20 protein-coding genes are annotated in these 24,866 nt (G+C 65.8%); 10 read left to right on the forward strand and 10 right to left on the reverse strand.

Annotation, left to right across the window (positions count from 1 at the left end; genetic code table 11):
• Together WJU21_RS03290 and glpD are read right to left on the reverse strand one after the other, a co-directional pair.
• On the reverse strand, positions 1-1,080 hold the full coding sequence (locus tag WJU21_RS03290; RefSeq protein ID WP_346321947.1) for a tetratricopeptide repeat protein: 1,080 nt from the start codon (positions 1,078-1,080) through the stop codon (positions 1-3).
• Positions 1,081-1,085: 5 nt separating this feature from the next.
• Positions 1,086-2,609, reverse strand: coding sequence for a glycerol-3-phosphate dehydrogenase (glpD, locus tag WJU21_RS03295; protein WP_346321948.1), 1,524 nt, complete (start codon positions 2,607-2,609; stop codon positions 1,086-1,088).
• Between the two features lie 14 nt (positions 2,610-2,623).
• Here glpD and glpK point away from each other — a divergent pair, with 14 nt between their 5' ends.
• Positions 2,624-4,108 carry a glycerol kinase GlpK gene (gene glpK / locus WJU21_RS03300; protein ID WP_346321949.1) on the forward strand — a complete coding sequence of 495 codons (1,485 nt, stop codon included), beginning with the start codon at positions 2,624-2,626 and terminating at the stop codon, positions 4,106-4,108.
• A gap of 9 nt (positions 4,109-4,117) precedes the next feature.
• Positions 4,118-4,807, forward strand: a complete 690-nt coding sequence (locus tag WJU21_RS03305) for a cytochrome b/b6 domain-containing protein (protein WP_346321950.1) — start codon at positions 4,118-4,120, stop codon at positions 4,805-4,807.
• Here the strand turns inward: WJU21_RS03305 and WJU21_RS03310 are convergent, their stop codons facing one another.
• Positions 4,808-5,266 (reverse strand): cytochrome c, encoded by a 459-nt coding sequence (locus WJU21_RS03310; RefSeq protein WP_346321951.1) that lies wholly within the window; start codon positions 5,264-5,266, stop codon positions 4,808-4,810.
• Between the two features lie 185 nt (positions 5,267-5,451).
• Between WJU21_RS03310 and WJU21_RS03315 the strand changes: the two genes are divergently transcribed.
• Positions 5,452-5,961 carry a hypothetical protein gene (locus WJU21_RS03315; protein ID WP_346321952.1) on the forward strand — a complete coding sequence of 170 codons (510 nt, stop codon included), beginning with the start codon at positions 5,452-5,454 and terminating at the stop codon, positions 5,959-5,961.
• A 37-nt stretch (positions 5,962-5,998) separates the two neighbouring features.
• Here WJU21_RS03315 and WJU21_RS03320 read toward each other — a convergent pair whose 3' ends face one another.
• On the reverse strand, positions 5,999-7,174 hold the full coding sequence (locus tag WJU21_RS03320) for a putative 2OG-Fe(II) oxygenase (RefSeq protein ID WP_346321953.1): 1,176 nt from the start codon (positions 7,172-7,174) through the stop codon (positions 5,999-6,001).
• Between the two features lie 61 nt (positions 7,175-7,235).
• Between WJU21_RS03320 and WJU21_RS03325 the strand changes: the two genes are divergently transcribed.
• From WJU21_RS03325 to WJU21_RS03335, 3 genes are all read left to right on the forward strand, one after another.
• Positions 7,236-8,798: an AMP-binding protein gene (locus WJU21_RS03325; RefSeq protein ID WP_346321954.1), complete on the forward strand. Its 1,563-nt coding sequence runs from the start codon at positions 7,236-7,238 to the stop codon at positions 8,796-8,798.
• An 80-nt stretch (positions 8,799-8,878) separates the two neighbouring features.
• Positions 8,879-10,588 carry an NAD-dependent malic enzyme gene (locus WJU21_RS03330; protein WP_346321955.1) on the forward strand — a complete coding sequence of 570 codons (1,710 nt, stop codon included), beginning with the start codon at positions 8,879-8,881 and terminating at the stop codon, positions 10,586-10,588.
• 49 nt (positions 10,589-10,637) lie between these two features.
• A complete protein-coding gene (locus WJU21_RS03335) occupies positions 10,638-11,093 on the forward strand; it encodes a cupin domain-containing protein (protein WP_346321956.1) in 456 nt (151 codons plus the stop codon).
• On the opposite strand, the gene WJU21_RS03340 is transcribed toward WJU21_RS03335, so the two are convergent.
• On the reverse strand, positions 11,094-11,939 hold the full coding sequence (locus tag WJU21_RS03340) for an LLM class F420-dependent oxidoreductase (protein ID WP_346321957.1): 846 nt from the start codon (positions 11,937-11,939) through the stop codon (positions 11,094-11,096).
• Between the two features lie 277 nt (positions 11,940-12,216).
• Here WJU21_RS03340 and WJU21_RS03345 point away from each other — a divergent pair, with 277 nt between their 5' ends.
• The 4 genes from WJU21_RS03345 (at position 12,217) to WJU21_RS03360 (ending at position 17,072) form a co-directional block, all read left to right on the forward strand.
• A complete protein-coding gene (locus WJU21_RS03345; RefSeq protein WP_346321958.1) occupies positions 12,217-13,107 on the forward strand; it encodes a sulfotransferase in 891 nt (296 codons plus the stop codon).
• Positions 13,108-13,210: 103 nt separating this feature from the next.
• A complete protein-coding gene (locus WJU21_RS03350) occupies positions 13,211-14,140 on the forward strand; it encodes a thiamine pyrophosphate-dependent dehydrogenase E1 component subunit alpha (RefSeq protein WP_346322446.1) in 930 nt (309 codons plus the stop codon).
• A gap of 16 nt (positions 14,141-14,156) precedes the next feature.
• The gene (locus WJU21_RS03355; RefSeq protein ID WP_346321959.1) at positions 14,157-15,167 is read left to right on the forward strand and encodes an alpha-ketoacid dehydrogenase subunit beta; all 1,011 of its coding nucleotides are present in this window, start codon (positions 14,157-14,159) and stop codon (positions 15,165-15,167) included.
• A gap of 72 nt (positions 15,168-15,239) precedes the next feature.
• Entirely contained in the window at positions 15,240-17,072 is a 1,833-nt protein-coding gene (locus tag WJU21_RS03360; protein WP_346321960.1) for a PQQ-binding-like beta-propeller repeat protein, read from the forward strand.
• Between the two features lie 22 nt (positions 17,073-17,094).
• Here WJU21_RS03360 and WJU21_RS03365 read toward each other — a convergent pair whose 3' ends face one another.
• The 5 genes from WJU21_RS03365 to tenA form a co-directional block, all read right to left on the reverse strand.
• Complete coding sequence (locus WJU21_RS03365) at positions 17,095-18,948, reverse strand: response regulator (protein WP_346321961.1); 1,854 nt, start codon at positions 18,946-18,948, stop codon at positions 17,095-17,097.
• Between the two features lie 41 nt (positions 18,949-18,989).
• Positions 18,990-19,436 carry a response regulator gene (locus WJU21_RS03370; RefSeq protein WP_346321962.1) on the reverse strand — a complete coding sequence of 149 codons (447 nt, stop codon included), beginning with the start codon at positions 19,434-19,436 and terminating at the stop codon, positions 18,990-18,992.
• Complete coding sequence (locus WJU21_RS03375) at positions 19,433-22,045, reverse strand: PAS domain S-box protein (RefSeq protein ID WP_346321963.1); 2,613 nt, start codon at positions 22,043-22,045, stop codon at positions 19,433-19,435. Before WJU21_RS03375 ends, WJU21_RS03370 begins: the two co-directional genes overlap by 4 nt.
• A 294-nt stretch (positions 22,046-22,339) precedes the next feature.
• Complete coding sequence (locus tag WJU21_RS03380) at positions 22,340-24,037, reverse strand: amidohydrolase family protein (RefSeq protein ID WP_346321964.1); 1,698 nt, start codon at positions 24,035-24,037, stop codon at positions 22,340-22,342.
• 75 nt (positions 24,038-24,112) lie between these two features.
• Positions 24,113-24,775, reverse strand: coding sequence for a thiaminase II (gene tenA / locus WJU21_RS03385; RefSeq protein WP_346321965.1), 663 nt, complete (start codon positions 24,773-24,775; stop codon positions 24,113-24,115).
• Between the last annotated feature and the right edge of the window lie 91 nt (positions 24,776-24,866).

Raw genomic sequence — 24,866 nt, forward strand, 5'->3', positions numbered from 1 at the left:
CTACTTGTCCGGGACGGCGGCCGCCGGCGGCGGCGAACGCCGGTTCGACCACTCGCTGGCGGTCTGCTCCACCCGCGCGATGGTCTGCGCGGTCTGGCTGGCGGCCAGCGACACATAGGCAGCCTTCGCGTTGGCGTCTCCGGCCTGGCGCGCAAGCAGCAGCCACACCAGACCCTGGAAATTGTCCCGCGGGACACCCCGGCCCTGAACCAGCATGAGACCGTAGGCGGCCTGGGCGGCGGGATCGCCAAGTTCGGCGGCACGGTGCAGCATGGACGCGGCGCGCGCCATCGCCGCCATATCGGACTTGCCGGACAGGTCTGAAAGGGCGAACGCCATGAGCGAGCCGGTGTGGCCGTTGGCCGCGGCCTGGCGCCGCCATTTCAGCGCGGCCTGTTTGTCGGCGGCAACACCGTTTCCGGTCTCCAGCATGGCCGCGACGGCAGCCTGCGACACCGAATGGCCATTGTTCGCCGCCTTCAGGAACCAGCCATAGGCCCCCTCGAAATCTTTCCGGTCGGCGAGTACACGGCCCATCTGGTACTGCGCCAGGGCGTCACCCGCCTGCGCCAGGGGACGCAGCGCCTGCATCGCTCCATCGGTGAACCCGGCGCGCAGATTGTCGAGCGCGCCCCGCACCATCTCTGCGTTCTCCTCGCTGCGGGTCGCCAGCAGGCCGCGCGGCGCATACAGCGCCCCGCTTTTGAATCCGTTGACATAGAACCGGAACGGCCGCTTGCCGTCCGCCCCGGCCTCGATCACCTGGAGGGACAGCGTCTCTCCGCTGTCCGGCGCACGGTAGCGGCAGCAGGTTTCGTTGAGCAACACCTTGAGCGGCTGGCCATCGGCGGCGAACAACAGGCTGAAATAGGTCTCGGCGCGGCGGTCGAAGTCACGTTCGGCCATGCCGCCCAGCAGGATGGGATGCTCCCGGTCGTAGCCATAGGCCGGGTCCGGCGACTGGCCTGCGATGCGGATCGTGCGGTCCTGGTGCTCCGGCGGCGGGACAGGGGCCGGCTCGGCGCTCGAGCCGGCGGCCGGCACCGCGATCGCCAGTATGGTCAGGAGTGCTACCGCCACCCATGTCATCGTGCGTTACCCAGCCGTTGCCGCAGCCTGCCGACAGTGGCGTCCGAGGCGGCGAGGCCCAGCTTGGTGCGCCGCCACAGGAAATCGTCCACCGTCTCAAGCCATTCATATTGCAAGAGATAGCTGATTTCCGCCTCATATACACCATCACCGAAATGCTGGCCCATGTCGGCCAGCGACCGGGCGGTGCCAAGCAACATCTGGACTCGGCTGCCATAGGTATGCACCAGCCGCCGCGTCACGTCGGGCGGCAGCCACGGTACATCCTGCAGCACCTCGGCCAGATAGGCCGCCACATCGGCCCGCGGGATGTCGCCCCCCGGCAGCGGGACGCCCTTCGTCCACGGCCCCGGCAGACCAGGCAGGAACGGCGACAGCTCCGACATCGCCGCCTCGGCCAGCACACGGTAGGTGGTGATCTTGCCGCCCAGCACCGACAGCAGCGGCGCCGTCCCTGCCGGCGCATCGAGGGCGATCAGGAAATCGCGGGTGACCGATGACGGGTCGTCGTCGGCGTCATCGACCAGCGGCCTGACGCCGGCGAACGACCAGACCACATCCGACGGCGCGATCGGCCTGCTGAAATATCGGTTCACCACGCCGCAGAGATACCCGGCCTCGTCCGGCGTGATCGCCACCTCGTCGGGCATGGCGTCGAGTTCCACTTCGGTGGTGCCGATCAGCGAGAAGCGGTCGAGGAATGGCAACACGAAAACCACCCTGCCATCGTCGTTCTGCAACAGATAGGCGTCGTCCGCGCCGTCCGGGCGCGGCACCACAACATGGCTGCCCTTGACCAGCCGCAGCCGCTTGCCGCCACCCATGCCAAGCCGATGTTCGATCAGGTCGGCGGCCCATGGACCGGCAGCGTTGACCAGAATCCGGGCCGAGACGCTTTCCTCCCGGCCGGTGTGGACATCGCGAATCGCCGCGCTCCAGGCGCCGCCATCGCGCCTGGCACGGACGAGTTCGGTACGGGTGCGCACCGTGGTGCCGAATCTGGCTGCATCCATGGCGTTGACCACGACCATGCGCGCATCGTCGGTCCAGCAATCCGCATAGGTGAAGCCGTGACGGTACCGGTCCTTGAGCGGCCGGCCCGCCGGATGTTTGCGCAGGTCGATCCCCCGCGATCGGGGCAAGCGCTTGCGGCCGCCCAGGTGATCGTAGAGGAACAGGCCGATCCGCAGCATCCAGCCCGGGCGCGAACCGGTCCCCTGCGGCAGGACGAATTCCAGCGGCGCGACAAGGTGCGGCGCGGCCGCCAGCAGCACCTCGCGTTCGGCCAGCGCCTTGCGCACCAGGCTGAACTCGTAGTGTTCCAGGTACCGCAGTCCGCCATGGATCAGCTTGGAGCTTGCGGATGAGGTAGCGCCGGCCAAATCGCCGCGCTCGATCAGCATGACCTTCAAGCCGCGACCGGCGGCGTCACGGGCGATTCCCGCGCCGTTGATGCCGCCTCCGACCACCAGCAGGTCCACCGCCACCGGGTCAACTGATTGGCTTTGTTCCCCGTCCATTGCATAGTCGTAGCATGACGACGGGGACTGCCATACTGGCTATCGATCAGGGGACCACCAGCAGCCGCGCGCTGGTGTTCGACCTTGCCGGCAACGTGATCGCCACGGCGCAGAAGGAGCTGACCCAGCACTATCCAGCGGACGGCTGGGTGGAGCACGATGCCGAGGAAATCTGGGACGATACTCTGGCCATGTGCCGCCAGGCGCTTGCCGAGGCGTCGGCCAGGGGTTTCACCGCGGTCTGCATCGGCATCACCAACCAGCGCGAGACCACGATCGTCTGGGACCGGATAACCGGCAAGCCGATCCACCGCGCCATCGTCTGGCAGGACCGGCGCACCGCGCCGCTGTGCAAGGCGCTGCGCGACGGCGGGCACGAATCCCTGTTCGCCGAACGCACCGGTTTGCTGCTCGATCCGTACTTTTCCGGCACCAAGATCGCCTGGCTGCTCGAGAACGTGCCCGGCGCACGCGCCGCCGCCGAAGCCGGCGAACTGGCCTTTGGCACCATCGACTCGTTCCTGCTGTGGCGGCTGACCGGCGGGCGGCACGGCACCGACGCAACCAACGCATCGCGCAGCCTGCTGTTCAACATCCACACCCAGCAATGGGATGACGATCTGCTCGCCCTGCTGGACGTGCCCCGCGCCCTGCTGCCCGAAGTCACCGACTGCGCCGGCGCGCTGGGTGAGACCACGCTGCTGGGCGGCACACTCCCCATCTGCGGCATGGCCGGCGATCAGCAGGCGGCAACTGTCGGACAGGCCTGCCTGCATCCCGGCATGATCAAGAGCACCTATGGCACCGGCTGCTTCGCCCTGCTCAACACGGGCAAGCAGGCGATACGGTCGCACAACCGATTGCTCACCACCGTGGCCTACCGGCTGGACGGCGCGGTGACCTATGCGCTGGAAGGCAGCATCTTCATTGCCGGCGCGGCCATCCAGTGGCTGCGCGACGGCCTGGGCATCATCGAATCATCGTCGGAAAGCGCCGTGCTTGCCCGCTCGCTTGAGGATAACGAGGGCGTCTACATGGTGCCCGCCTTCACCGGGCTTGGCGCACCCTGGTGGGACCCGGACGCCCGCGGCCTGATCACCGGACTGACGCGCAATACCGGCCGGGCGCACATGGCGCGCGCTGCGTTGGAGGCCGCCTGCTACCAGACCCACGATCTGCTGACGGCCATGCGGGCGGACTATCCCGGCACTGTCGCCGCCATCCGGGTCGACGGCGGCATGGCCACCAACGACTGGCTGCTGCAATTCCTGAGCGACATCGTCGGCGCGCCGGTCGAGCGTCCCCGGACCACCGAATCCACGGCGCTTGGCGCTGCCTTGCTCGCCGCGCTGGGCCATGGGCTGATTTCCTCACGGGAAGAGGTCGTGAGCCTGTGGCAGCGGCAGGCACGCTTCGAGCCAGTCATGGATGCCGGCACACGCGAGCGGATGCTGGACGGCTGGACGCGGGCCGTGAACCGTTCACTGACCAACGCCTGAGGAGCCCCCATGAAAGCCAAGGTCTGGGACCTTCCCATACGCCTGTTCCATGTGCTGATCATCCTGCTGGTGGCAGTCCAGTGGTGGACCGGCGAGAACCTCGACAAATCGGTCGTGGCCGGCGGCTTGGATCCGCTCGACCTGCATATCTGGAGCGGCAGCTCGATCCTGGCGCTGGTGCTGTTTCGTATCATCTGGGGCTTCGCCGGCAGCACCACCGCGCGGTTCAGCCACTTCCTCAAGGGGCCGCGCGCCATTCTGGGACAGCTGCGGACCCTGCTCTCACGCAATCCGTCCCATGCACCCGGACACAACGCGCTCGGCGCCCTGTCGGTGGTGCTCATGCTGGGCTTTCTGCTGGTGATGCCGCTTCTGGGCCTGTTTGCGGCCGACGCCGACCTGATGGGCGCAGGCCCTGCCGGACCATTGAGCGACCTGGCCGGCGAGGATCTCGCCGACGACTTCGCCCACTGGCATCACGACGCCTGGGAGCTGTTCATGATCCTGTTCTTCATCCACATCGCCGCCGTGCTGTACTACCTGATCGTCAAGCGCCAGAACCTGATCGGCGCCATGATTACCGGCCGCGACAATGTGGAAGGGGCCGAAACCCTGCGGTTCCGGCCCCTGTGGATGGCTCTTGTGATCCTGGCCGTCACCGGCGGCGCGGTTGCCGCCGTGCTGGCGTGGCTGCCCTGATCAGTCTTCCTTGAACTTGTCGTGGCACCCCTTGCAGGCGCCGCCCAAAGCCTTGGCCGCCGCGCCGATGGCCGCCTGATCCTTGGATTTGACCGCCGCCGACAGGTTTGCCGCCGCGGTTTCGAAATCGCCGGCCAGCTTGGTGAATTCCGAGCCGGCCGCCCAGATGCCGTCCTTGGCTTCGGTCTTGGCGCCCGAGCCTGCGGTATTCTGGACGAACGCTCCCTTCACCCGCTTCGATGCCTCGGCAAGGGAGTCCGCATGCCATGCCAGATCTTCCGGATGGCTGACCTTGCCCTGCAGCAGGGCAAAGAATGACTGGGTGTGTCCGCCGACCACCTCCATCAGTGCCTCACGGTACTTCACCGCATCCTCGGCCTTGTCCTCGGCGAAGGCATTGGGCAGGACGGCAATGGACAGGACACCCGCGACCAGCGCGGACCGAACGGCAAATTTCATGGGCTTTCCCCTCAAGTTTTCATGCGCTCCCTGAGGATAGTAGCGGACATACCGCCTGGTCGGAAGCGCATTGGGTAATGGATTCACGCCAGCCGGGCCGGCGGGAGCACAGGGTGAGTATTTTTGTTTGCTATTGCGAGTCATTATTAATTAAGCTTCATATCCGAACCGAAGCGAGGTGCCTCATGAATCGCGATACCACCGCCGAACCGATCACCCATGTTTTCGACACTGAAACCCATACTTTTGCCGACCAGCTGGTTCTGTGGTCGGTCCGGAAATGGGTGATGGGTCACAAGGGTTCGCCCAGCGCACTCGCCTTGCTGGAAAACGCCTATGCGCGCACCAGTACCGATAGCGCGGTTGCTCACCTGGATTTGCTGATGCGGGCCATCACCGCCGGCGCGGCGCGGCGCATCGCCGTGCACGCGCCCTGCTGCGCGGCCGTCAGCACGGACGAATTGCTGCTGATCGATGCCATTGCCCTGGCCCAGGCCGAGAGGAAGGTCGATGTGGCGTTTCTGCTGCGCCGGTTCCTGACGCCGGAAGGCGCCCGCGCGGCAAGCGCGCCGCTCAGGGCTCTGGCGGCGGCGCTGCAGCACGGCGGCCTGCGGCTGACGGTGCGGTCCGGAAATGGCCCGCTGGGACACGCCGCGCCGCTGGAAAGCGTTGTTGCCTCGGCCGCACTGAACTGACGCCCAACGCAGGCGGCACCTGGCCGCCACGTAGCCGCTAGGCCACCGGCTCCACGTCGAACGCCACGCAGATCCGGCGCTCGTCGCTGCGAAACGGCACGGTCCCATGATAGAAATAGGACGGAAACAGGAACATCTGGCCATAGGCCGGCTGGTACTGCCGGATATCGTAGCCACCCGAGACATTCAGATGGGCCGTTGGCCTGCCGAATTCCAGCCAGCCCTCGGGACGCCGCGCCGGCTCGGCGACCACCGCCGGCAGATGCAGGTAGAACACGCCGCTGAGCCAGCCGTTGGGATGGATGTGCGGCCGCTCGTGTCCCTTGTCGTGCATGACCACGCCCCAGGCGGTAAGCCGCCAGCGCTCGGGCGCCCAGCGCACCGCGGGATGGGTCGGGTCGCCTGGAAGCTGCGACTTGTACCAGCGCACGGCCTCGTCGATGCGCGCCACCATGCCCTCCATGGGGCCCAGCGGCGGCTTGATCAGCTCGCCCGTATGCCGGCCGTTCTCGGTCGACATGACGTTCCCCTGCAGCGTCGGGTGGGTCTTGATGTAGCGGCCGAGCGCCTTGTTGAACGAGGCCATGTCGGCGAAGCCGTCCGGCGGCTCGAAGGCAAAGGTCTTCACATAAGTGTCGAAATCGAGCAGCCGCCCGGCCTCGTCGTTCCGTCCGGCTTCGGCCAGCGCATGGGCCTGATAGGCGAGCGCGTGATAGTCCCTGCCCCGCGCCGCCATGCAGGCATCGAACACGGCGACCGCATCGCCCGCCTTGCCCTGGGCCAGATAGAGATTGCCCAGATCGTAATAGGGGTCGCCATAGCGCGGGTCGCGGGCGATGGCCTCGCGGAACGCGGTCACCGCCTCGTCAGGCCGCCCCAGTTTCACGCAGACGGCTCCCAGATTCATGAAAAATCCGGGTTCGGCCGCACCCAGTGCGATGGCGCGCTGCACCATGTCGAGGGCTGCCTCGTAACGTCCCGCCTGAAACTCGATCATGCCCAGGCCGCTGAGCGCGCCAACGTGGCCGGCATCCAGCGCCAGCAGCTGGCGATAGAGGGACTCGGCCTCACGGAACCGGCTGGTCCGGTGATATTGCACCGCCGCCTGGAACGCCGAGGCGGCATTCGCCGCGGTGACGACCGGCTGCTGAGCATTGCCCGGCTGCTTGCGAAGCGACTTTTCCTGCATCCTGCGCTGTTGGCGGTTCGACATGCTTGTCCGGCGGTCCCCGTTGTGGTTGCCTCGCCATCATAGCCGGTTTCGGGGAGCGACCATGCGGCAAATTCTCGACGCGCCCAGCGCCTTCCTGCCCCATGTGTGGGCCAACCACGCGCGGCATTTCCCGATGCGCGAGGCGATCGTCTGCGGGCCGGTGCGCTGGACCTGGCGCCAGTTCAACGAGACCATGAACCGGGTCGCCAACGGCCTTCTGGATCTTGGCGCGGGACAGGGCGACAAGGTCGCCGTGGTGATGTCCAATTCCGCCGAGATGGCTGCCGTGCTCTACGGCATCATCAAGTCCGGCGCCTGCGTGGTGCCCGTATCGGCCATGCTGTCATCAGAACAGATCCTTGGCATGATCGAGGATTCCGGCGCGCAGGCGCTGTTCGCCGACGCACATACAAGGCCGCTGATCGAGCCGGTGATGGACCGCCTCCAGCGCATCCGCCGCAACGGCTTCTTCGCCCATGGCTTCGAGGCCGATGGCTGGCGCGGCCTTGCCGGCTGGCTGGCCCTACAGGACACCGCCGAGCCGGACGCGGTCTACAGCGCCGACGACGAGGTGAACATCATCTATTCCTCGGGCACCACCGGCCTGCCCAAGGGCATCGTCATGAGCCACGCGGCAAGGCTGCATTTCGCCTGGTCGAACGCCATCGAGATGCGCTTCTCGCGCCGCAGTCGCGCCCTCGTGACCACTGCACTCTATTCCAACGGCACCTGGCTGATGGCACTGCCCGTCCTGTTCGCCGGCGGCACGCTGCACATCCTGCCGTCGTTCTCGCCGCAGGCCTTCCTCGAAACGGTCGGGCGCGAGCGGATCACCCACACCTTCATGGTGCCGACCCAATATATCGTGACGCTTGAACACCCGGCGCTCGACGGCGCCGACCTGTCTAGCCTTGACGTGATGCTGTCGGCCGGCTCGCCGCTGCGGGTCGACACCAAGAAGCAGGTTATCGCCCGCATGGGTCGCGGCATTCACGAGCTGTACGGCTATTCCGAAGGCGCGGCGACCATGATCAAGCCCGAGGATGCCGAGACGAAGTGGGGTTCGGTCGGCACGCCGGTGATCGGTTTCGACATCGCCATCATCGACGGCGACGGCAACGAGCTGCCCTTCGGCGAGACCGGCGAGATCGTCGCGCGCGGCGGCGGCGTGATGGCCGGCTATCACAAGCGCCCGGACGCCACGGCGGACCTCGTCTGGACGGACGGCATGGACCGGGTATGGATCAGGTCCGGCGACATCGGACGGTTCGACGAAGACGGGTTCCTCTACATCCTCGACCGCAAGAAGGACATGATCATCTCCGGCGGGTTCAACGTCTTTCCCGCTGACATCGAGCAGGTGGTCGGCGGCCATCCGGATGTGTCGGACGTGACCGTGATCGGCATTCCACACGACAAGTGGGGCGAGACGCCGCTGGCGCTGGTAATCGGCAAGTCCGGCGCCGCGCTGGACTGCGGGGCGATCCGCGAATGGGCCAACCAGCGCCTCGCCAAACCGCAGCGTCTGGCCGCTGTCGAAGCGCGCGGCGAGTTCCCGCGCAACGCGCTCGGCAAGATTATCAAACGTGCCCTGCGTGCGCCGTATTGGCCGGACGCCACGTGATCGCTCTATGCTGGGCGTGTAACGGGACCGTCATCGCCACCTTCTAGGTTGACGTTGCCATCCTCTATCCGGAAGCGCGCATGCACACCCGACATCGCGGCCATATCTATCAGACCAGTCTGCGCGGCACCGAACTGCTCAGCCAGCCGCTCCTTAACAAGGGCACCGCCTTCACCCTGCAGGAGCGTGAAAAGCTGGGGCTGGTGGGACTTTTGCCGCCCCATGTGACGACACCGGAGGAGCAGCTCGCCCGCACCTACGAGGCGTTCCACGCTACCGGGTCGGATATCGGCCGGCACATCTATCTGCGCGCCCTGCAGGACCGCAACGAGACTCTGTTCTACCGCCTGCTGATGGCGCATCTGGGCGAGATGATGCCGGTCATCTACACGCCGGTCGTTGCCGAGGCCTGCCAGCGCTTCAGCGACATCTACCGCCGGCCGCGCGGCCTGTTCATCGCCTATCCGGAGCGCGACCGCATCGAGGAGATTCTGGCCAACTGGGGCGCCGAACAGGTCGACGTCATCGTCGCAACCGATGGCGAGCGGGTGCTGGGCGTGGGCGACCAGGGCGCCGGCGGCATGGGCATTCCCATCGGCAAGCTGTCGCTCTACACCGCTTGCGGCGGCATCGACCCTGACGCGACGCTGCCCATCTTCCTCGACGCCGGCACCGACAACCAGGAGCTGCTGAGGGACCCGCTCTATCTGGGCTGGGAGCACGAGCGCATCCGCGGCGACGACTATCTGCGGTTCGTCGATGCCTTCGTCGCCGCCGTGCGCCGGCGCTGGCCCAACGTGCTGCTGCAATTCGAGGACTTCGCGCAGGTGAATGCCGTACCGCTGCTCACTCGGTACCGCGACCAGCTGTGCATGTTCAACGACGACATCCAGGGCACCGCCGCCGTGGCGCTGGGCACCCTGATGGCCGCCGGCAATGTGGTGGGCCTGAATCTCCGCGAGCAGATTGTCGCCGTTGTCGGCGCCGGTTCCGCCGGCTGCGGTATCGCCGAGCAGATCGTCGCCGGCATGCGCGCCGATGGCCTGTCCGATGCCGACGCCCGCGCCCGCGTCTTCATGGTGGACCGGCCCGGCCTGCTGCACACCGGCATCGCCGGCCTGCTGGATTTCCAGCAACCTCTCGCCCAGCCCGTGGCGCGCCTGTCGGACTGGCCGCTGGACCCGCACGCGCGCGTCTCGCTCCTCGATGTGATGCGCCATGCCCGCCCGACCGCGCTGATCGGCGTATCGGGGCAGCCGGGCCTGTTCACCGAGGAAGTGGTCCGCGAGATGGCGTCGCACACGCCCCGCCCGCTGATCATGCCGCTGTCGAACCCCACCTCCCGCGCCGAGGCACGGCCCGAGGAGCTGGTGCATTGGACCCTGGGCCGCGCCCTGGTCGCCACCGGCAGCCCCTTCCCCGACGTGGCTTTCGAAGGCCGCTCCCTGCGCGTCGCCCAATGCAACAACGCCTACATCTTCCCGGGCCTTGGACTCGGCGTGATCTCGGCGCAGGCCCGGCGGGTCACCGATGGCATGCTGATGGCCGCCTCGCGCACCCTCGCCGCCCAGTGCCCGGCGCTGTCCAACGAAAGCGCCGACCTGCTGCCGCCGCTTGACGACCTGCCGCGCACCAGCATCGAGATCGCCGTCGCCGTGGGCCTGCAGGCGCAAGCGGACGGCGTTGCCGCGCCCATCAGCGAGGACGAGTTGCGCTACCAGATCGAGCGCTATCGCTGGCATGCGGATTATCCGGTGATCGAACCGGTGGACGAGCAGTCGTTGACCTGAGCCGGAGCAGAGGTCCACACTCCCTGAACTCTTGGGGAGGAGCATGACCATGAACCGCGGAATTCTCGACACGATCGCCCGCACCCGTTACGGCAGCATCGAGAACGTCAATTCCAACCTCGTCGACTGGCGCGAGGTGGAAGGACAGAAGGGAAACTATATCAAGGTGTTGGCGCTCGACACCTCGCGCAACCGGGTGGACTTCCTGTTCAAGCAGGACCCGCATGCCGAATTCGCCAAGCACAACCACCGCTGCCTCGCCATCGCCTATACGCTGGGCGGGCTCTGGGGCTACCGCGAAGGCGAGGAACTGCACTTTCCGGGCACGTTCTCCTACGAACCGCCCGGCAGTATCCACACGCCCTATTCCACCGCCGACGGCATGTTCCTGTACGGCAGCTTCCAGGGCGACAGCGACGTGATGCTGGAAATCCTCGACGAGGACGACAAGATCGTCGACTACCTCAAGCTGAACTTCTTCGCCCAGTATTACGACGGCAAGTAGCTACAGCGCGGCGACCGCCTCGCCCACTGCATCGACGATCTGCTCGGGATCGCCAAACGCCGGCACCAGCATGCGGTGGATGCCGGCATCGCGGTAGCGGCGAACATTGTCTAGGCCGGTCGGCATATGCCACATGGCGGTGATTTCGATCTCGGCGGGGTCGCGGCCCACGGCGCGGCAGGCGCTGGCGATCTCGTCGCGGCCACGCGTCACCTCCTCGAGCGTCGGGCGCGGCGTGTACCAGCCGTTGCCATATTTGGCGATGCGTTCGAACGCCTTGCCCTTGTCGCCGCCGATCACCACGGGGAGCGGCGACTGCACCGGCAGCGGATAGGACTTGAAGTTGTGCCAGTTGATGAACTCGCTCTGGTGCTCGACCACATCGCCCGACCACACCTTGCGCATGGCCTGCAAATAGTCGTCGAACCGGGCGCCGCGCCGCTCGAACGGCACGCCCATGGCGTCGTATTCTTCCTTCAGCCAGCCGATGCCCAGGCCCAGCATGAGGCGGCCGTTCGACATGAAGTCAAGTCCGGCAGCCTGCTTGGCCATCAGCAGCGGATTGGCCTGCGGCAGGATGTTCACGCCGGTCCCCAGCCTGATCGTGCTGGTCACGCCCGCGATGGCGGCCAGGGTGATCAGTGGATCGACCAGGACGGTCTCCGGCGGCACGCCCATCTTGCCGGTGTCGTTGTAGGGATAGGGCGAGCTGTATTCGAGCGGGATGATCACATGCTCGCCGGTCCATACGGACTCGATCCCTGCGGCCTCGGCCCGGCGTGACAGGTCAATGATCGACTGCCCCGACCGCGCACCCGTATTGATGAAGACGATACCCAGTTTCATGTCATGCCTCCCGAATCATGTACCGGACGGTAACAGGGTGAAGCCCGAAGGCAAGATCAGACCCACGTGATCCGGTCGTCCTCGATGGCCGTGCGCTGCAGATTGGGGATGGGCCGTCACGTGCGCGGCCTGCCGTCGGCCGGGCTTGCTTCATGTCGCGGCGAACACGCTGCCGCCCAACATTTCCGGCCGGTCGACGGTTGCGTCTTGGTCTGCATGGGACATGCCACTAACCTGCTTCGAACCGGAGCCGAAATATCGTCAGGAGAAATTTGCGTTGCACGTCAATTTGTTCATCCTCGGCGCCATGAAAGGCGGCACCCACGCCGCTCATACGGTGCTCGACACGCATCCCGCCATCGCCATGTCGCGGTTCAAGGAACCCGTTCATTTCATCGACGCAGAGACATTGTCCAGAGTCACACGCCTGCCGAAGGAGTATCAGGACGAGGCAGCCTATATGTCGCTGTTCGATGTCACGAAGGACACTCGGTATCTTGGCGAGTCGAGCACGTCTTACACTCTTGTGCCTGAAGTCGAAGGCGTGGCCGATCGCATCCACAGCTACAATCCGGACGCCCGGCTGATCTATATGGTCAGGGATCCGCTGCGGCGCATCATCAGCCATTTTTTCCATGAGCGCCGGATGGGGCAGCACCAGCGGGACTTCAAGGAAGCCCTCGCCGAGGACCCGCGCTACGTGGAAACCAGCGACTATGCCCGGCAGATCGCCCCCTATCTGGCATGCTTTCCCTCGGAGAATGTCCGGATCGTCGTGTCCGAGCGTTTCAGGGACAACACGGTCGACGAAGCGGCGGGGGTGTTTCAGTGGCTCGGCCTCGACCCGGCCGCGGCGAGGATCACCGCCACGACGCACTACAAGATGCCTGATCTGGTCGGCATGCCGCGAAACCCGCTGGTCCGCCGGCTGCGCAACACGGCGCTGTGGAAGGAGGGCAAGAATTACGTTCCCAGGCCAGTAGAGAACCTGCTGCGCCGCGTGCTGTATACCGGCAACGTGAAGCCGGCCGACGTCGGCGTGGAGGACATCATCGAGGACGTCCGCAACCGCGTGGCGCAGAATGCCAAGGTCTTCTATGATCTCCTCGGCGGTCCGGTCCCGGAGTGGCGCGCAACCAACGAGGCGATTGCGCGACATGCGAGGTGACAGGCCGCTTTATGCAAGTTAAGTAAAGAACGCTATCCATTATTCATCGGGGAGAGACTTTGTGCAGCTGAGCCGCGACCAACTCTTGAATGCTTACCGCCGCATGCGGACCATCCGCGAGTTCGAGGAGCGCCTGCATGTGGAGTTCCTCTCGGGCTCGGTGCCGGGGTTCCTGCACCTGTACTCCGGGCAGGAGGCCATTGCCGTCGGCATCTGCGAACAGCTCGACGATGACCGCGACTATATCGGCTCCACCCATCGCGGCCATGGCCACTGCATCGCCAAGGGCGTCGATGTGAAGGCCATGATGAAGGAAATCTACTGCAAGAAGAACGGTGTCTGTGGCGGCAAGGGCGGTTCCATGCACATCGCCGACCTGGACAAGGGCATGCTGGGCGCGAACGCCATCGTCGGCGGCGCGCCGCCCCTGGCGCTGGGCGCCGCGCTGAGCGCCAAACTGCTGAAGACCGGCGGCGTCGCCGTCCCCTTCATCGGCGACGGCGCGGCCAATCAGGGCACGGTGGCGGAATCCATGAACATGGCGGCCGTGCTCAAGCTGCCCATGGTGTTCATGTTCGAGAACAACGGCTATGCCGAGTTCACCGCCGCGTCCTATGCCACGGCGGGCAGCATCGAGGCGCGCGCCAAGGCCTACAACATTCCGGCCGTGACCGTGGACGGCGCCGACTTCTTCGCCGTGCATGAAGCGGCCCGCGAGGCCATCGAACGCGCCCGCAATGGCGGCGGACCGAGCGCCATCGAGGCCAAGGCCTACCGCTTCTGGGGCCATTTCGCCGGCGATCCGCAACGTTACCGCGCGCCGGGCGAGACCAAGGAGTTGCGCGAAAACCACGACTGCCTGAAGCATTTCAGCGAGCGGGTAACCCAGGCTGCCCTGCTCGATCAGGCCGAGATGAACGCCATCGACGTGGAAGTGATGCAGCTGATCGAGGACGCGGTAGCCGAAGCCAAGGCCGATCCGCAGCCCGATCCGGAGTCGCTCTACAAAGACGTTTACGTCTCGTACAACTGATCGCGGGAGACACGATATGCCAATCAAGACCTATCGCGAGGCGATCAACGAGGCGCTGCGCCAGGAAATGGAAGCCAATGACCGCGTCATCATCATCGGTGAGGACGTGGCCGGCGGCGCCGGCGGCTCGGCCGGCGGCGCGGAAGCCGCGGGCGGCGTCATGGGCATCACCGCGGGCCTGGCCACCAAATTCGGCCGCGACCGGGTGATCGACACGCCGATCACGGAATCCGCCATCATCGGCATGGCGGCGGGCGCGGCGCTCACCGGCATGCGGCCGGTGGCAGAGCTGATGTTCGCCGACTTCATCGGCGTCTGCCTGGACCAGATCTACAACCAGGCCGCCAAGTTCCGCTACATGTTCGGCGGCAAGGCGCGCACGCCGCTGGTCGTACGGACCATGATCGGCGCGGGCATGGGCGCCGGGCCGCAGCACAGCCAGGCGATCTATCCCATGCTGACCATGATCCCCGGCCTGAAGGTGATCGTGCCGTCCAATGCCTACGACGCCAAGGGCCTGCTGATCCAGGCGATCCGTGACGATGATCCGGTGATCTTCTGCGAGCACAAGAGCCTGCTGGGCGACAGCTGCGAAGTGCCGGACGAGCCCTATGCCATACCGTTCGGCCAGGCCGCCATTACCCGCAAGGGCAGCGACCTGACGCTGGTCGGCATCTCGCGCATGGTGAAGTTCTGCAACGAGGTGGCCGACCGGCTGAAGCAGGATGGCATCAGCATCGAGGTGATCGACATCCGCACCACATCGCCGCTCGACTCCAACACGATTCTCGAAAGCGTCCGGAAGACCGGCCGGCTGGTCGTCGTCGACGAGGCCAACCCGATGTGCTCGGTGGCCTCGGAGATTTCCAGCATCGTCGCCTCGGAAGCGTTCGATCATCTCGACGCGCCGATCAAGAAGGTGACCGCGCCGCATACGCCGGTGCCCGCATCGCCGACGCTGGAGGCCCTCTACCTGCCCACCCCGGACAAGATCGAGGTCGTCATCCGCGACCTGCTCGAGAGGTGAGCGTCCAACATCGTTGATATGATGGAGGGGGGATGCCAGCATCCCCCCTCTTTTCATGCAGGAGGACTGAGGATGGCGTTCGGGCGACGCTGGATGGTGCTGGCGCTGCTGCTGGCCGCATGCGGCGATTCAGACGCGCCCGCGCCGGAGGCGCCGCCGTCCCCGCCCTCTGCGGCAGCGCTCTACAAACAGCGTTGCGCGTCATGCCACGACGGCGCCAAGGCAGCCGCAGCCTACGGCGACCGGTTCCGCCTCATGCGGCCCGAAGCGATCATGACCGCCATGGACGGAATCATGGCACGGCAGGCCGCCGGGCTGTCTTTAGCCCAGCGCGCATCGCTGGCCGAGTTCCTGGCCGGCAAGGAACTGGGGTTGCCCGCGAGCGAACCGCCGCCCCTGGCGTGCGAAGCGTGGCAGAACCGTATCGACGTCGACCGGCCGCCGCTTGGCACGGGCGTCGGGCTGGATTTCTCGAACACCCGCCTGACCGGCGCTGTGGCGCGCCTGGGCGCGGCGGAGCTGCCGCGCCTTGAGGTCAAATGGGCATTCGCTTTCCCGGGGGCGACGCGCGTGCTTGCCCAGCCAGCGATCGCAGGCGGCGCGGTGTTCACCGGCAGCGAGGACGGCACGCTGTTTGCCCTCGACGAGGCCGGCGGCTGTGTGCGCTGGACCTTCAGGGCGGACGCCGAGATACGTGCCGCCGCCGTGGTCAGCCCCTGGCAGCCGGGCGACCCGACGGCACAACCGGCGCTCTATTTTGGCGACGCCGCCGGCAACGCCTACCGGCTTGACGCCGCGACCGGCGTACTCGTCTGGAAGGTCAGCGCCGACGATCATGCCAGCGCCGCCATTACCGGCACACCCGTGCTCCACGACGGCCGGCTCTATGTGCCGGTTGCCTCGACCGAGCAGGTGGCGGCAGCCGATCCCGACTATGAATGCTGCACCTTCCGCGGCAGTGTCGTGGCGCTCGACGCCGCGACGGGCAACCGCATCTGGACCAGCTGGCCGATCACCAGCGAGCCGCGGCTTACCGGTGACACCAACGCGGCCGGCACCCCGCTCTGGCAACCCGCCGGCGCAGCGATCCGGGGCAGTCCGGCGCTCGACCCCGCGCGCAGGCGGCTCTATGTGGCGACCGGCGCCGGCTATACATCACCTGCCGCCGAATCCACCGACTCGGTCATCGCACTCGACCTGGACAGCGGCAAACAGCTGTGGCGGCATCAGGCCGTGCCGGGAGACGCCTGGACCATGTCGTGCCTGAGCAAGGACAAGACCAACTGCCCCGCCCCGAGCGGCACCGGCGCCGATTTCGCCGCGCCGCCGATGCTGGTCGCGCTGCCCGGCGGCAGGGATTTGGTTCTCGCAGCGCAGATATCGGGCCATATCCTGGCGCTCGACGCCCTGACTGGCGCAGCGGTGTGGCGGCGGAACGTGGGCGGCGTGCGCGGTGGCATGGCAGCGGACGGCACCATGCTCTACGCGCCGACGCGCACGGGCCTGCTCGCGCTCGATGCGGTAACCGGCGGACAGCACTGGTTCGCACCCACGCCCGACGCCTGCCAGCCAGAGCACAAGCCCGGTTGCGGCGGAGCGCTGATCGCGGCCGTCACCGCCCTCCCCGGTGCGGTTCTGGCCGGCGGACAGGACGGTCAGCTGCGCGCCTATGACGCCGCGAGCGGTGAGATCATCTGGTCGTTCGACACGACAGCCGAGCAACCGACCCCGAACGGTGGATCGGTTCGCGGTGGCTCCATGCATGGCGGCGGGCCTACGGCCGCCTATGGCAGGCTGTTCGTGACGTCGGGCAGCTTGCTCGGCGGCCACATGGACGGTAATGCGCTGATCGTGTTCGAACCGGCACGGGACTACCAGCCGCGCCGGGCGCCCACCGGGGAATAGGTCCGCTGGGACAGCTGGCCCGTCAGCGTGCCTTGCCAGCCTTGCGGTCGAGAATGGTGCGAATGCGCTCGGCCAGTTCCTCCTGCCGGTAGGGCTTGGGCAGCAGATCGAGCGGCTCCTCGCCGACGTCCACCTGCAGCGCCTCCAGATCGGTGTAGCCCGAGCTGAACAGCACCTGGATTTCAGGCCAACGTTCCTTGACCTCATTGGCCAGCTTGCGTCCGTTAAGGCCACCGGGCAGCACCATGTCGGTGAACAGCAGATCGAATGCGTGGTCGTGGTTCAGCGTCTCCAGCGCCTCGTGCGCATCGACGACCGGAACCACCTTGTACCCGAGACGCTTGAGCAAGGCCTCGACCGACGAGCGGACAAGGTCGTTGTCCTCGACGAACAGGATGCGTTCGCTGCCGCCGCGAAATTTCGGCCTGACCCGTTCAGGCTCGGCGGCCACCTCGCGCTGGATCGCCGCAGGCAGGTGGAGCGTCAAGGTCGTGCCCTGATTGACCGTCGAGGCGATCCGCGCGCCGCCGCCAAGCTGCTTCATCAATCCGTAGATCATGCTGAGGCCAAGGCCGGTGCCCTTGCCCTGAGACTTCGTGGTGAAGAATGGCTCGAAAGCGCGCTGCACCACGTCGGGAGGCATGCCGGTGCCGGTATCGGCAACGGAAATGCAGACATACTGGCCTGGCGTCAGGTTGTCGCCGTTGCCATCGCCGTGCGCGGTGGCGACACTCTCGGACCGTGCATCGATGGTCAGATGCCCTCCCTCCGGCATGGCGTCGCGGGCATTCAGGCACAGGTTGAGAATACCGCTCTCGAGTTGTGCCTCGTCGGCCGTCGCCATGGGAAGGTTGGGCTCGATGGTTGTCGAAACCTCGATGTTCTCGCCCAGGGTCCGGCGCGCCAGCCCTTCGATACGGCGCAGCAACTGGCCCACATCCACGGGTTTGGTGCTCAGCGTCTGGCGACGGGCGAAGATCAGCAGGCGTCGGGTCAACTCGGCGCCGCGTTCGGCCGCCAGCAGGATGTAGCGGGCATTGTTGCGGACTTCTTCATCGGTTTCGTGACCGATCAACACTTCGGCATTGCCGATGATCACCTGCAACAGGTTGTTGATATCATGGGCAACGCCGCCGGTAAGTTGGCCCACTGCCTCCATCTTCTGCGACTGGAAGAGCTTCTCCTCCATCAGGCGCCTGTCGGTCATGTCGCGGATCGAGGCAAGCAAAGCGGGCCTTGCCTGCCAGTCGATGCGCGCGACCCGCACTTCCGCCCGCCGTTTGGCGCCGAGGCGCACGACCTCTATCTCGGTGACCTCGTCCTGACGCAGCGGAAAATCCAGCGATTTTCCAATCAGTTCGTCTTCGGTTTTGCCGAACAACTCCAGGGCGGCATTGTTGGCAAACTGCACGAGTTGTTCGGTGTCGGTGACAATCACCGCGTCCGGATTGGCGGAGATGATCGATTCAATCTGGCGCTGCGTGGTCTGGGCCTTGTAGCGCTCGATGGAATAGAGCAGGCCGCGCACCTGCACGCCGTAGCTGGGCGCGTTCTTCTCCACGTAATCCAGCGCGCCCTCGGCCAGTGCCTGCAGACGCAACTTGGGATCGTTGTCACCGGAATAGACGACGATCGCCACGGACTCGCTGACCCGTCGCAGCTGGCGGAAGGTTTCGATCCCCGTCGAATCCGGCAGGTTCAGGTCGAGGATGACCGCGTCGATGCGGGTTTCCTCCAGCACTTCGATCGCTCGTGTGAGGCGGTCGACGACCGTAATGTCGTGATCCGGCATCTCCGACAGACGCTCGGCCGCAAGGTCGGCGTCGCCCGGATTATCTTCAACGAGCAGAAGCCGGAACTGCTCCTTCTTGACCATAAATACCCCCACCTCCCACGTAAATCAGGCGTCCAAAAATGCTATCCGGCAGTGTCGACTGTAACTTTCGGCAGCGTCGCGACGGCGAACCAAAACCCCTCGAGGGCCTGCACGACATCCTGGTATTTGCGGAAATCATCCGGCTTTGTAATGAAACAGTTTGCACCAAGTTGGTAGCTGGTCACCACATCGGATTCCGCGTCCGACGAGGTCAGAACCACGACAGGAATTTGTTTCAGGTCACGGTCGTGCTTGATTTTCGACAAGACCTGCCGGCCATCGATCTTGGGTAGGTTCAGGTCGAGCAGGATCAGATCCGGCAGAACGTGCCGCCGCGTGCTCGTGCGTCCGGTAAGCATATCGATGGCCTCCACCCCGTCCTGCGCCACGGACAACTCGACGTTGAGCCGGCTACTCAGGAAAGTCTCCCGGGTCAGCTCCACATCCGCCTCGTTGTCCTCGACAAGCAACACCTGGATAGGCTTCATGCAATACCTCGTTCTTCTGCAATCGGCAGGGAGAAATAGAACACCGTCCCTTCCCCGACAGTCGATGACAACCAAATAGCGCCGCCGTGGCGTTCGACAATCTTCTTTGCAATCGCCAGGCCTATTCCGTTGCCTTCGTATTCATCCCGGCCATGGAGCCGCTGGAACATCTGGAATATACGCTCCGAATACTGATTTTCGATGCCGATCCCATTATCCCGCACGGCGAACAGCCAGGCGCCGTCTGACCGTGTAGCATCAATTATGATCGAAGGAGAACGGTCTGGCGCGCGAAACTTGATCGCGTTGCCGATAAGGTTCTGGAACAGCTGGCCCAGTTGAACCTCGTCCGCCGCTACAACCGGCAGTATTCCTGCCGTTACCTGGGCATTGCTCTCGCGGATCGTCGGCGTCATGGCGCGGATCACGTTTTTGACAACCTTGGCCGAATCGACCGGCTCCAGCGGTTTGCCCTGGGTGCCGACGCGCGACAGGGCCAGCAGGTCGCTGACCAGCCGCTGCATGCGCCGGGCGCCGTCGACGATGTAACCGACATATTTGTCGGCCCGCTCGTCCAGCTTGCCGCCATAGCGTTCGGCCAGCAGTTCCGTATAGCTGGCAACCATGCGCAGCGGCTCGCGCAGATCGTGGGAGGCGACATAGGCAAACTGCTCTAGCTCGGCATTCGACCGCTCGAGATCCCGCGTCTTGGCCAGCAACGCCGCCGCGGCCCTGTTGCGCTCGCTGACATCGAGAACCGCCGCGAGCACCAGCAGACCGGTTTCCGTGCGGATCGGCGCCAGATTGATCTCGACCGCGAACTCGCTGCCGTCCTTGCGCCTTCCGCGCAGTTCCCGATCAACGCCGATGGGCCGTGCCGAAGGATCGGCGAGAAATGACCTCACATGCTCCGGGTGCCCGGCACGAACCCTGTCCGGCACCAGCACTTCGATGCGCTGGCCGATCAGTTCGTCGGCTTCATAGCCGAAATTGCGTGCGATCTGAGAATTCGACAGCATGATCGTGCCGCTCTCGTCGATCATGATCATGCCGCTGGGCGACGCCTCGAACGCCATCTGGAACTTGGCCTGCAGCTGCCGCTTCTCGGATACGTCCGACAGCATGGCGACTGCGCCGATCAGGTCACCGGTCGGACCGCGCACCGGCGAGACCCGTGCCTCCAGCAGCAGCCGCCGGCCGTCCTTGGCCAAATGAACGACTTCCACATCGTGGAAGCCGCCGCCACTGGCGATTATCTCGAGATTTTCCCGGTAGTCCCCCTGCCTGTCCTCGGCCACAAGCATTCGGGAAGACTTGCCGAGCACCTCCTCGGCCGTATAGCCGTAGAGCGCCTCGGCAGCCGGATTCCAGCCGGTGACGATACCCTCGGGCGTCGTCGCGATCACGGCGTCTTCCGAGGATTCGAGCGCGGCCGCGAACATGCTCTCGCGCTGCGCGTAATGCTGGAACGCGCGCGCCAGCACACCGACCTCTCCGGGCGCATCGACCGGAAGCTGACCGGTCCCGCCGGAACGGAGGCTGTTGACAGCGTCGGTCATGCGCCGCACCGGCTGCGCCAGGGAGCGAGCCAGCCCGATGGCCACGATCACGGCCAGCGCCGTGGCCAGCGCACCGGCGACCAGCGCCGACTGGCGGATCGGCGCCATGGCGCTGACGATCTGTTCATAAGGCACCGCCTTGATCACGGTGAGTGACGGTCCCCCGGCCAGCCGCGTGGCGACGTGGGCCACGGCATATGGCTCACCGCCCAGGCTGGTCTTCTGGCTTCCTGCGCCGGAGCCGGCCCGGATTCCAGGCATGTCGCTCTGTATCCGGAAGCGGCGGCCGAATTCGAAACCGAATTCGCGCCGGCGATCGGTGTGAATCAGATAATCGCCATCCTCGTTGACCACGAACAATCTGGCGCCATCGGTCATCGACGCCCGCAGGTCGGCGAACGCCGAGCGCATGTCCAGATTGATCAGGATAAGTCCGAACGGCCTGCCGGCCGGCGTGAAGATCGGCGTACCCGTGCGCAGGACCGGCATGACGGGCATGGCAACGGAGCCGCCCTCGTGGTTGAGGTCGACACGTGACACATAAACCTGGCCATCCGGCAGCGCCAACGTATCGGGCACGAACGGTCGACCGCCCTTGCGCTGCAGTTCTTCCTCGGGTACGCGCCGGACGGCGCCGCCGTCGCCCAGCCGGTCGACCCGGATGATTTCCCTGCCGCCGTCCGCAACTCCGATCAGGCGTATCTTCACGTAATTCGGCTTGGACCTGGCCATCGACTCGAACAGTTCCGCCACCTGATCCTTCCAGGCCTCCTCGGCGATGCCGGTTTCAGGATCGCGTCCGCCCGCCAGGCGGCCGCGCATGACGCCGTCCACACCAGCGGCGCCGCGCAGCACCAGCGTATCGGCGCGGGCGCTGAGGGCATAGGCGTCGAGCCGGTTCGCGAGCAGCCCGGTAGACGTTTCCAGCCGGCGCATTTCGACGGGCACAACGGATTCGTCGAGATCACGATAGATGAAGGCACTGACGATGAGCGCCGTCGCGGCCACGAGCACAACCATGGCCAGCATCAACTGCCGGGAAAATGTCACCGGCGCTCGCCCGGCCGCTGATGCGCCAGCCGAGTGCGCCGCGTAATCGGGTCAGGAATAGCCCCGCCGGCAGTGTCCAGAGATCGAATCATAGCCCCACAAAGGGCCCCACTCGCCGAACCGGAAGCCTTTCCTGCGCGCGGTGACGCCCCCACCCCCCTGATAGCCCCAATACAGGCAACGGTACTCTCATACGCTGCGTGGAACAACAAGCAGACGTGAAGAATTCAACCGCAGGATGCAGGTCGTCTTCGCCCCGGCCGGCCGTACATGACCGGCTTGACTTGGGCCTCTCTATTCCGCCGCCAGCCGGCCCGCTTGCGGCACACGTCCCCGGCGCAGCAGGCGCCCCGGCAACGCCCCCGCCGGATCGACCTGGTCGATGCCGTTCCGCCGCAACATGGTCCCGTTGACGATAACCGCGTCGATGCCTACAGCGTCCGATTGCAGACGGTCGGCCCCGCCGGGCAGATCATGGACGCGCTTGATCGGCGCCGCGGCAATGGTCGACGGGTCGAAAACCACCACATCGGCGGGCAGTCCGATCTCGAGCCGGCCGCGGTCGTCGATGCCGAATACCTCGGCCGGACGGGACGTCAGCGCCCGCACCCCCTGTTCGATGGTCAGCACGCCCTTCTCGCGCACCCAGTGGCTGAGCAGATGGGTCGAGAAGCAGGCGTCGCAGAGCTGGCTGGCATGAGCGCCGGCGTCGGACAGGCCCAGCACCGTATTGGGATCGAGCAGCATCTCGCCGATGGCGTCCTCGTCGGTGTTCAGCACGGCGGTGCGGAAGCGGGCCTTGAGATCGGTCTTCAGCGCCATATCGAATGCCAGATCCGTCGGGTCTGCGCCGAGCTCGCGGGCGACCTCGGCCAGGTTGCGCTCCTCCAGCGCCGGTTCGGGCGGATAGACGGCGATGGTGGTACGGTCCGCCCAGCCGACAAGCACCGGGATCAGGGTGTCACGCACCTGCTGGCGCCACGCCGGATCGGCGTATTTCGCCAGCCGCGCCGCGCGGGTGCCTGCACCCAGTTCGGAGAACATGGGCATGGCCTCGAACGGGAACGGCGCCTCGAACTGGAATTCGAAATTGAGCGGCCGGCACGCCACCTGGGGCACGATCCGGAGACCTTCCTCGGCCAACTCGGCGGTGCGATCCAGCTGCTTGCGGTGGCCGCCGGGGCCAAACAGCCCGGTCAGCATGGCGGTCCAGCTGATCTGCCGGCCGGTGCGCCGGGCAATGGGCGCCAGTTCCTTGAGGTAAAAGCCGGGCCCCACATTGACCTGAAGCATGCCGCCCACATCGCCCACCGGGCTTGCCAGTTCCTCGATCTCGTCGATTTCGGCCAGCCGGCTGGGCACGGGTTTGCCGTTATAGCCCCAATGGGTGATCGCCTTGGATGTCGAGAACCCCACCGCGCCGGCTTCCAGCCCCTCGCGGACAAGCTCGCGCATCTGCGCCACTTCCTCGGGTGTCGCGGCGCGCTCGACGGCATCCTCGCCCATCACATACATGCGCAGCGGCGTATGACCGAGCAGCACGCCCATATTGATGGCCATGCCGTGGCGCTCGAGGGCGTCGAGATATTCGGGAAAGGTCTCGAAACCCCAGTCGTCGCCCAAGCCCTTCTCGAGCGCGTCAAGCGACATGCCCTCAACATTCTCCAGAGTCTGGAGGATCAGCCGGCGATGGTCCGGCCGGGTGGGCGCGATACCGAAGCCGCAATTGCCGACCACGGCGGTGGTGACACCGTGCCAGGGCGAGATGGTCAGCATGCGGTCCCACAACACCTGGGCATCGTAATGGGTATGGATGTCGACAAAGCCGGGGCAAACCATCTTGCCGGTGGCGTCGACCACCATGCGGCCGTCCTCGGGCGCATCGCCCAGCGCAACGACTTGCCCATCCCTGATTCCCACGTCGCCCCGGTAACGCGGCGCGCCGGTGCCATCCACGATAGTGCCGCCAACGATCTTGATGTCGTAGCTCATGCCAAATCTCCCATTTGCCGCGATTAAAGCAGGGGTGCAGGTCGATGTCGAGGCGGCGTTACCGCCCGGTCCGTCTCATACCGGCCAGGTCTGGCGGGTATAGGCGCTGTCCCAGAACATCCACTCATACTGCACCGAACGGATGAACGCCTGGGTCATCCCGGCGACGGCCTTCGGCGACGCATGCAGTGCCAGCCTGTCGGTAATGTCGATGACCCGCCTGACCGCCGCCGCGAATTCCTCGCTGGCATAGGCATCGATCCAGGCCCGGTAGGGATTGTCCGGCGTGGCGCGGTCGTGGACCGTGTTGCCCACCTCCTCATAGACCCAGAAGCAGGGCAACACGGCGGCGACAGCTTCTTCGAAACTTGCCTGATGTGCAGCGGCGATGAGGAAATTGATGTAACCGAGACAGGTCGGCGACGGCTCGGCCGCGTCGATCACCGAGCGGTCAAGCCCGTATTCCTTGAAGACGCTCTCATGGAGCGAGCGCTCGACCACCAATGCCACCTGCGCCGCCTGGGCGAACTCCAGCATCATGTCGGTTTCCGGGGCGCGCGCCGCCAGCAGCGACAGGGCCCGCGAGTAGCCGTCGAGGTAGAGGCTGTCCTGCAGCATATAGAACTGGAACGTCTCGCGCGGCAGCGTGCCCGCCGCGAGATCGCGGTTGAACGGCAGATCGAGAATCGCCCGGCGCAGCGGTAACGCCTGCTGCCAGACACCTTCGCAGAATGACATATCCAAATCCTCTCTATGGCCAGGCGATGTTTCGCTTGCGGCGTCTGGCGGCGTCAAGCGTGACGCGTATGTTGCCATGGCGCAACACCAG

This window comes from Emcibacter sp. SYSU 3D8 (assembly GCF_039655875.1).
Taxonomy (GTDB): domain Bacteria; phylum Pseudomonadota; class Alphaproteobacteria; order SMXS01; family SMXS01; genus RI-34.

Bases quoted from the DNA above. Each gene is read 5' to 3' on its own strand.
- WJU21_RS03340 (WP_346321957.1), bottom strand. From the start codon at position 11,939: ATGAAACTGGGTATCGTCTTCATCAATACGGGTGCGCGGTCGGGGCAG.
- glpD (WP_346321948.1), bottom strand. From the start codon at position 2,609: ATGGACGGGGAACAAAGCCAATCAGTTGACCCGGTGGCGGTGGACCTG.
- WJU21_RS03305 (WP_346321950.1), top strand. From the start codon at position 4,118: ATGAAAGCCAAGGTCTGGGACCTTCCCATACGCCTGTTCCATGTGCTG.
- WJU21_RS03335 (WP_346321956.1), top strand. From the start codon at position 10,638: ATGAACCGCGGAATTCTCGACACGATCGCCCGCACCCGTTACGGCAGC.
- WJU21_RS03310 (WP_346321951.1), bottom strand. From the start codon at position 5,266: ATGAAATTTGCCGTTCGGTCCGCGCTGGTCGCGGGTGTCCTGTCCATT.
- WJU21_RS03365 (WP_346321961.1), bottom strand. From the start codon at position 18,948: ATGGTCAAGAAGGAGCAGTTCCGGCTTCTGCTCGTTGAAGATAATCCG.
- WJU21_RS03330 (WP_346321955.1), top strand. From the start codon at position 8,879: ATGCACACCCGACATCGCGGCCATATCTATCAGACCAGTCTGCGCGGC.
- WJU21_RS03380 (WP_346321964.1), bottom strand. From the start codon at position 24,037: ATGAGCTACGACATCAAGATCGTTGGCGGCACTATCGTGGATGGCACC.
- WJU21_RS03360 (WP_346321960.1), top strand. From the start codon at position 15,240: ATGGCGTTCGGGCGACGCTGGATGGTGCTGGCGCTGCTGCTGGCCGCA.
- WJU21_RS03315 (WP_346321952.1), top strand. From the start codon at position 5,452: ATGAATCGCGATACCACCGCCGAACCGATCACCCATGTTTTCGACACT.
- tenA (WP_346321965.1), bottom strand. From the start codon at position 24,775: ATGTCATTCTGCGAAGGTGTCTGGCAGCAGGCGTTACCGCTGCGCCGG.
- WJU21_RS03355 (WP_346321959.1), top strand. From the start codon at position 14,157: ATGCCAATCAAGACCTATCGCGAGGCGATCAACGAGGCGCTGCGCCAG.
- WJU21_RS03350 (WP_346322446.1), top strand. From the start codon at position 13,211: ATGCGGACCATCCGCGAGTTCGAGGAGCGCCTGCATGTGGAGTTCCTC.
- WJU21_RS03320 (WP_346321953.1), bottom strand. From the start codon at position 7,174: ATGTCGAACCGCCAACAGCGCAGGATGCAGGAAAAGTCGCTTCGCAAG.
- glpK (WP_346321949.1), top strand. From the start codon at position 2,624: ATGACGACGGGGACTGCCATACTGGCTATCGATCAGGGGACCACCAGC.
- WJU21_RS03370 (WP_346321962.1), bottom strand. From the start codon at position 19,436: ATGAAGCCTATCCAGGTGTTGCTTGTCGAGGACAACGAGGCGGATGTG.
- WJU21_RS03325 (WP_346321954.1), top strand. From the start codon at position 7,236: ATGCGGCAAATTCTCGACGCGCCCAGCGCCTTCCTGCCCCATGTGTGG.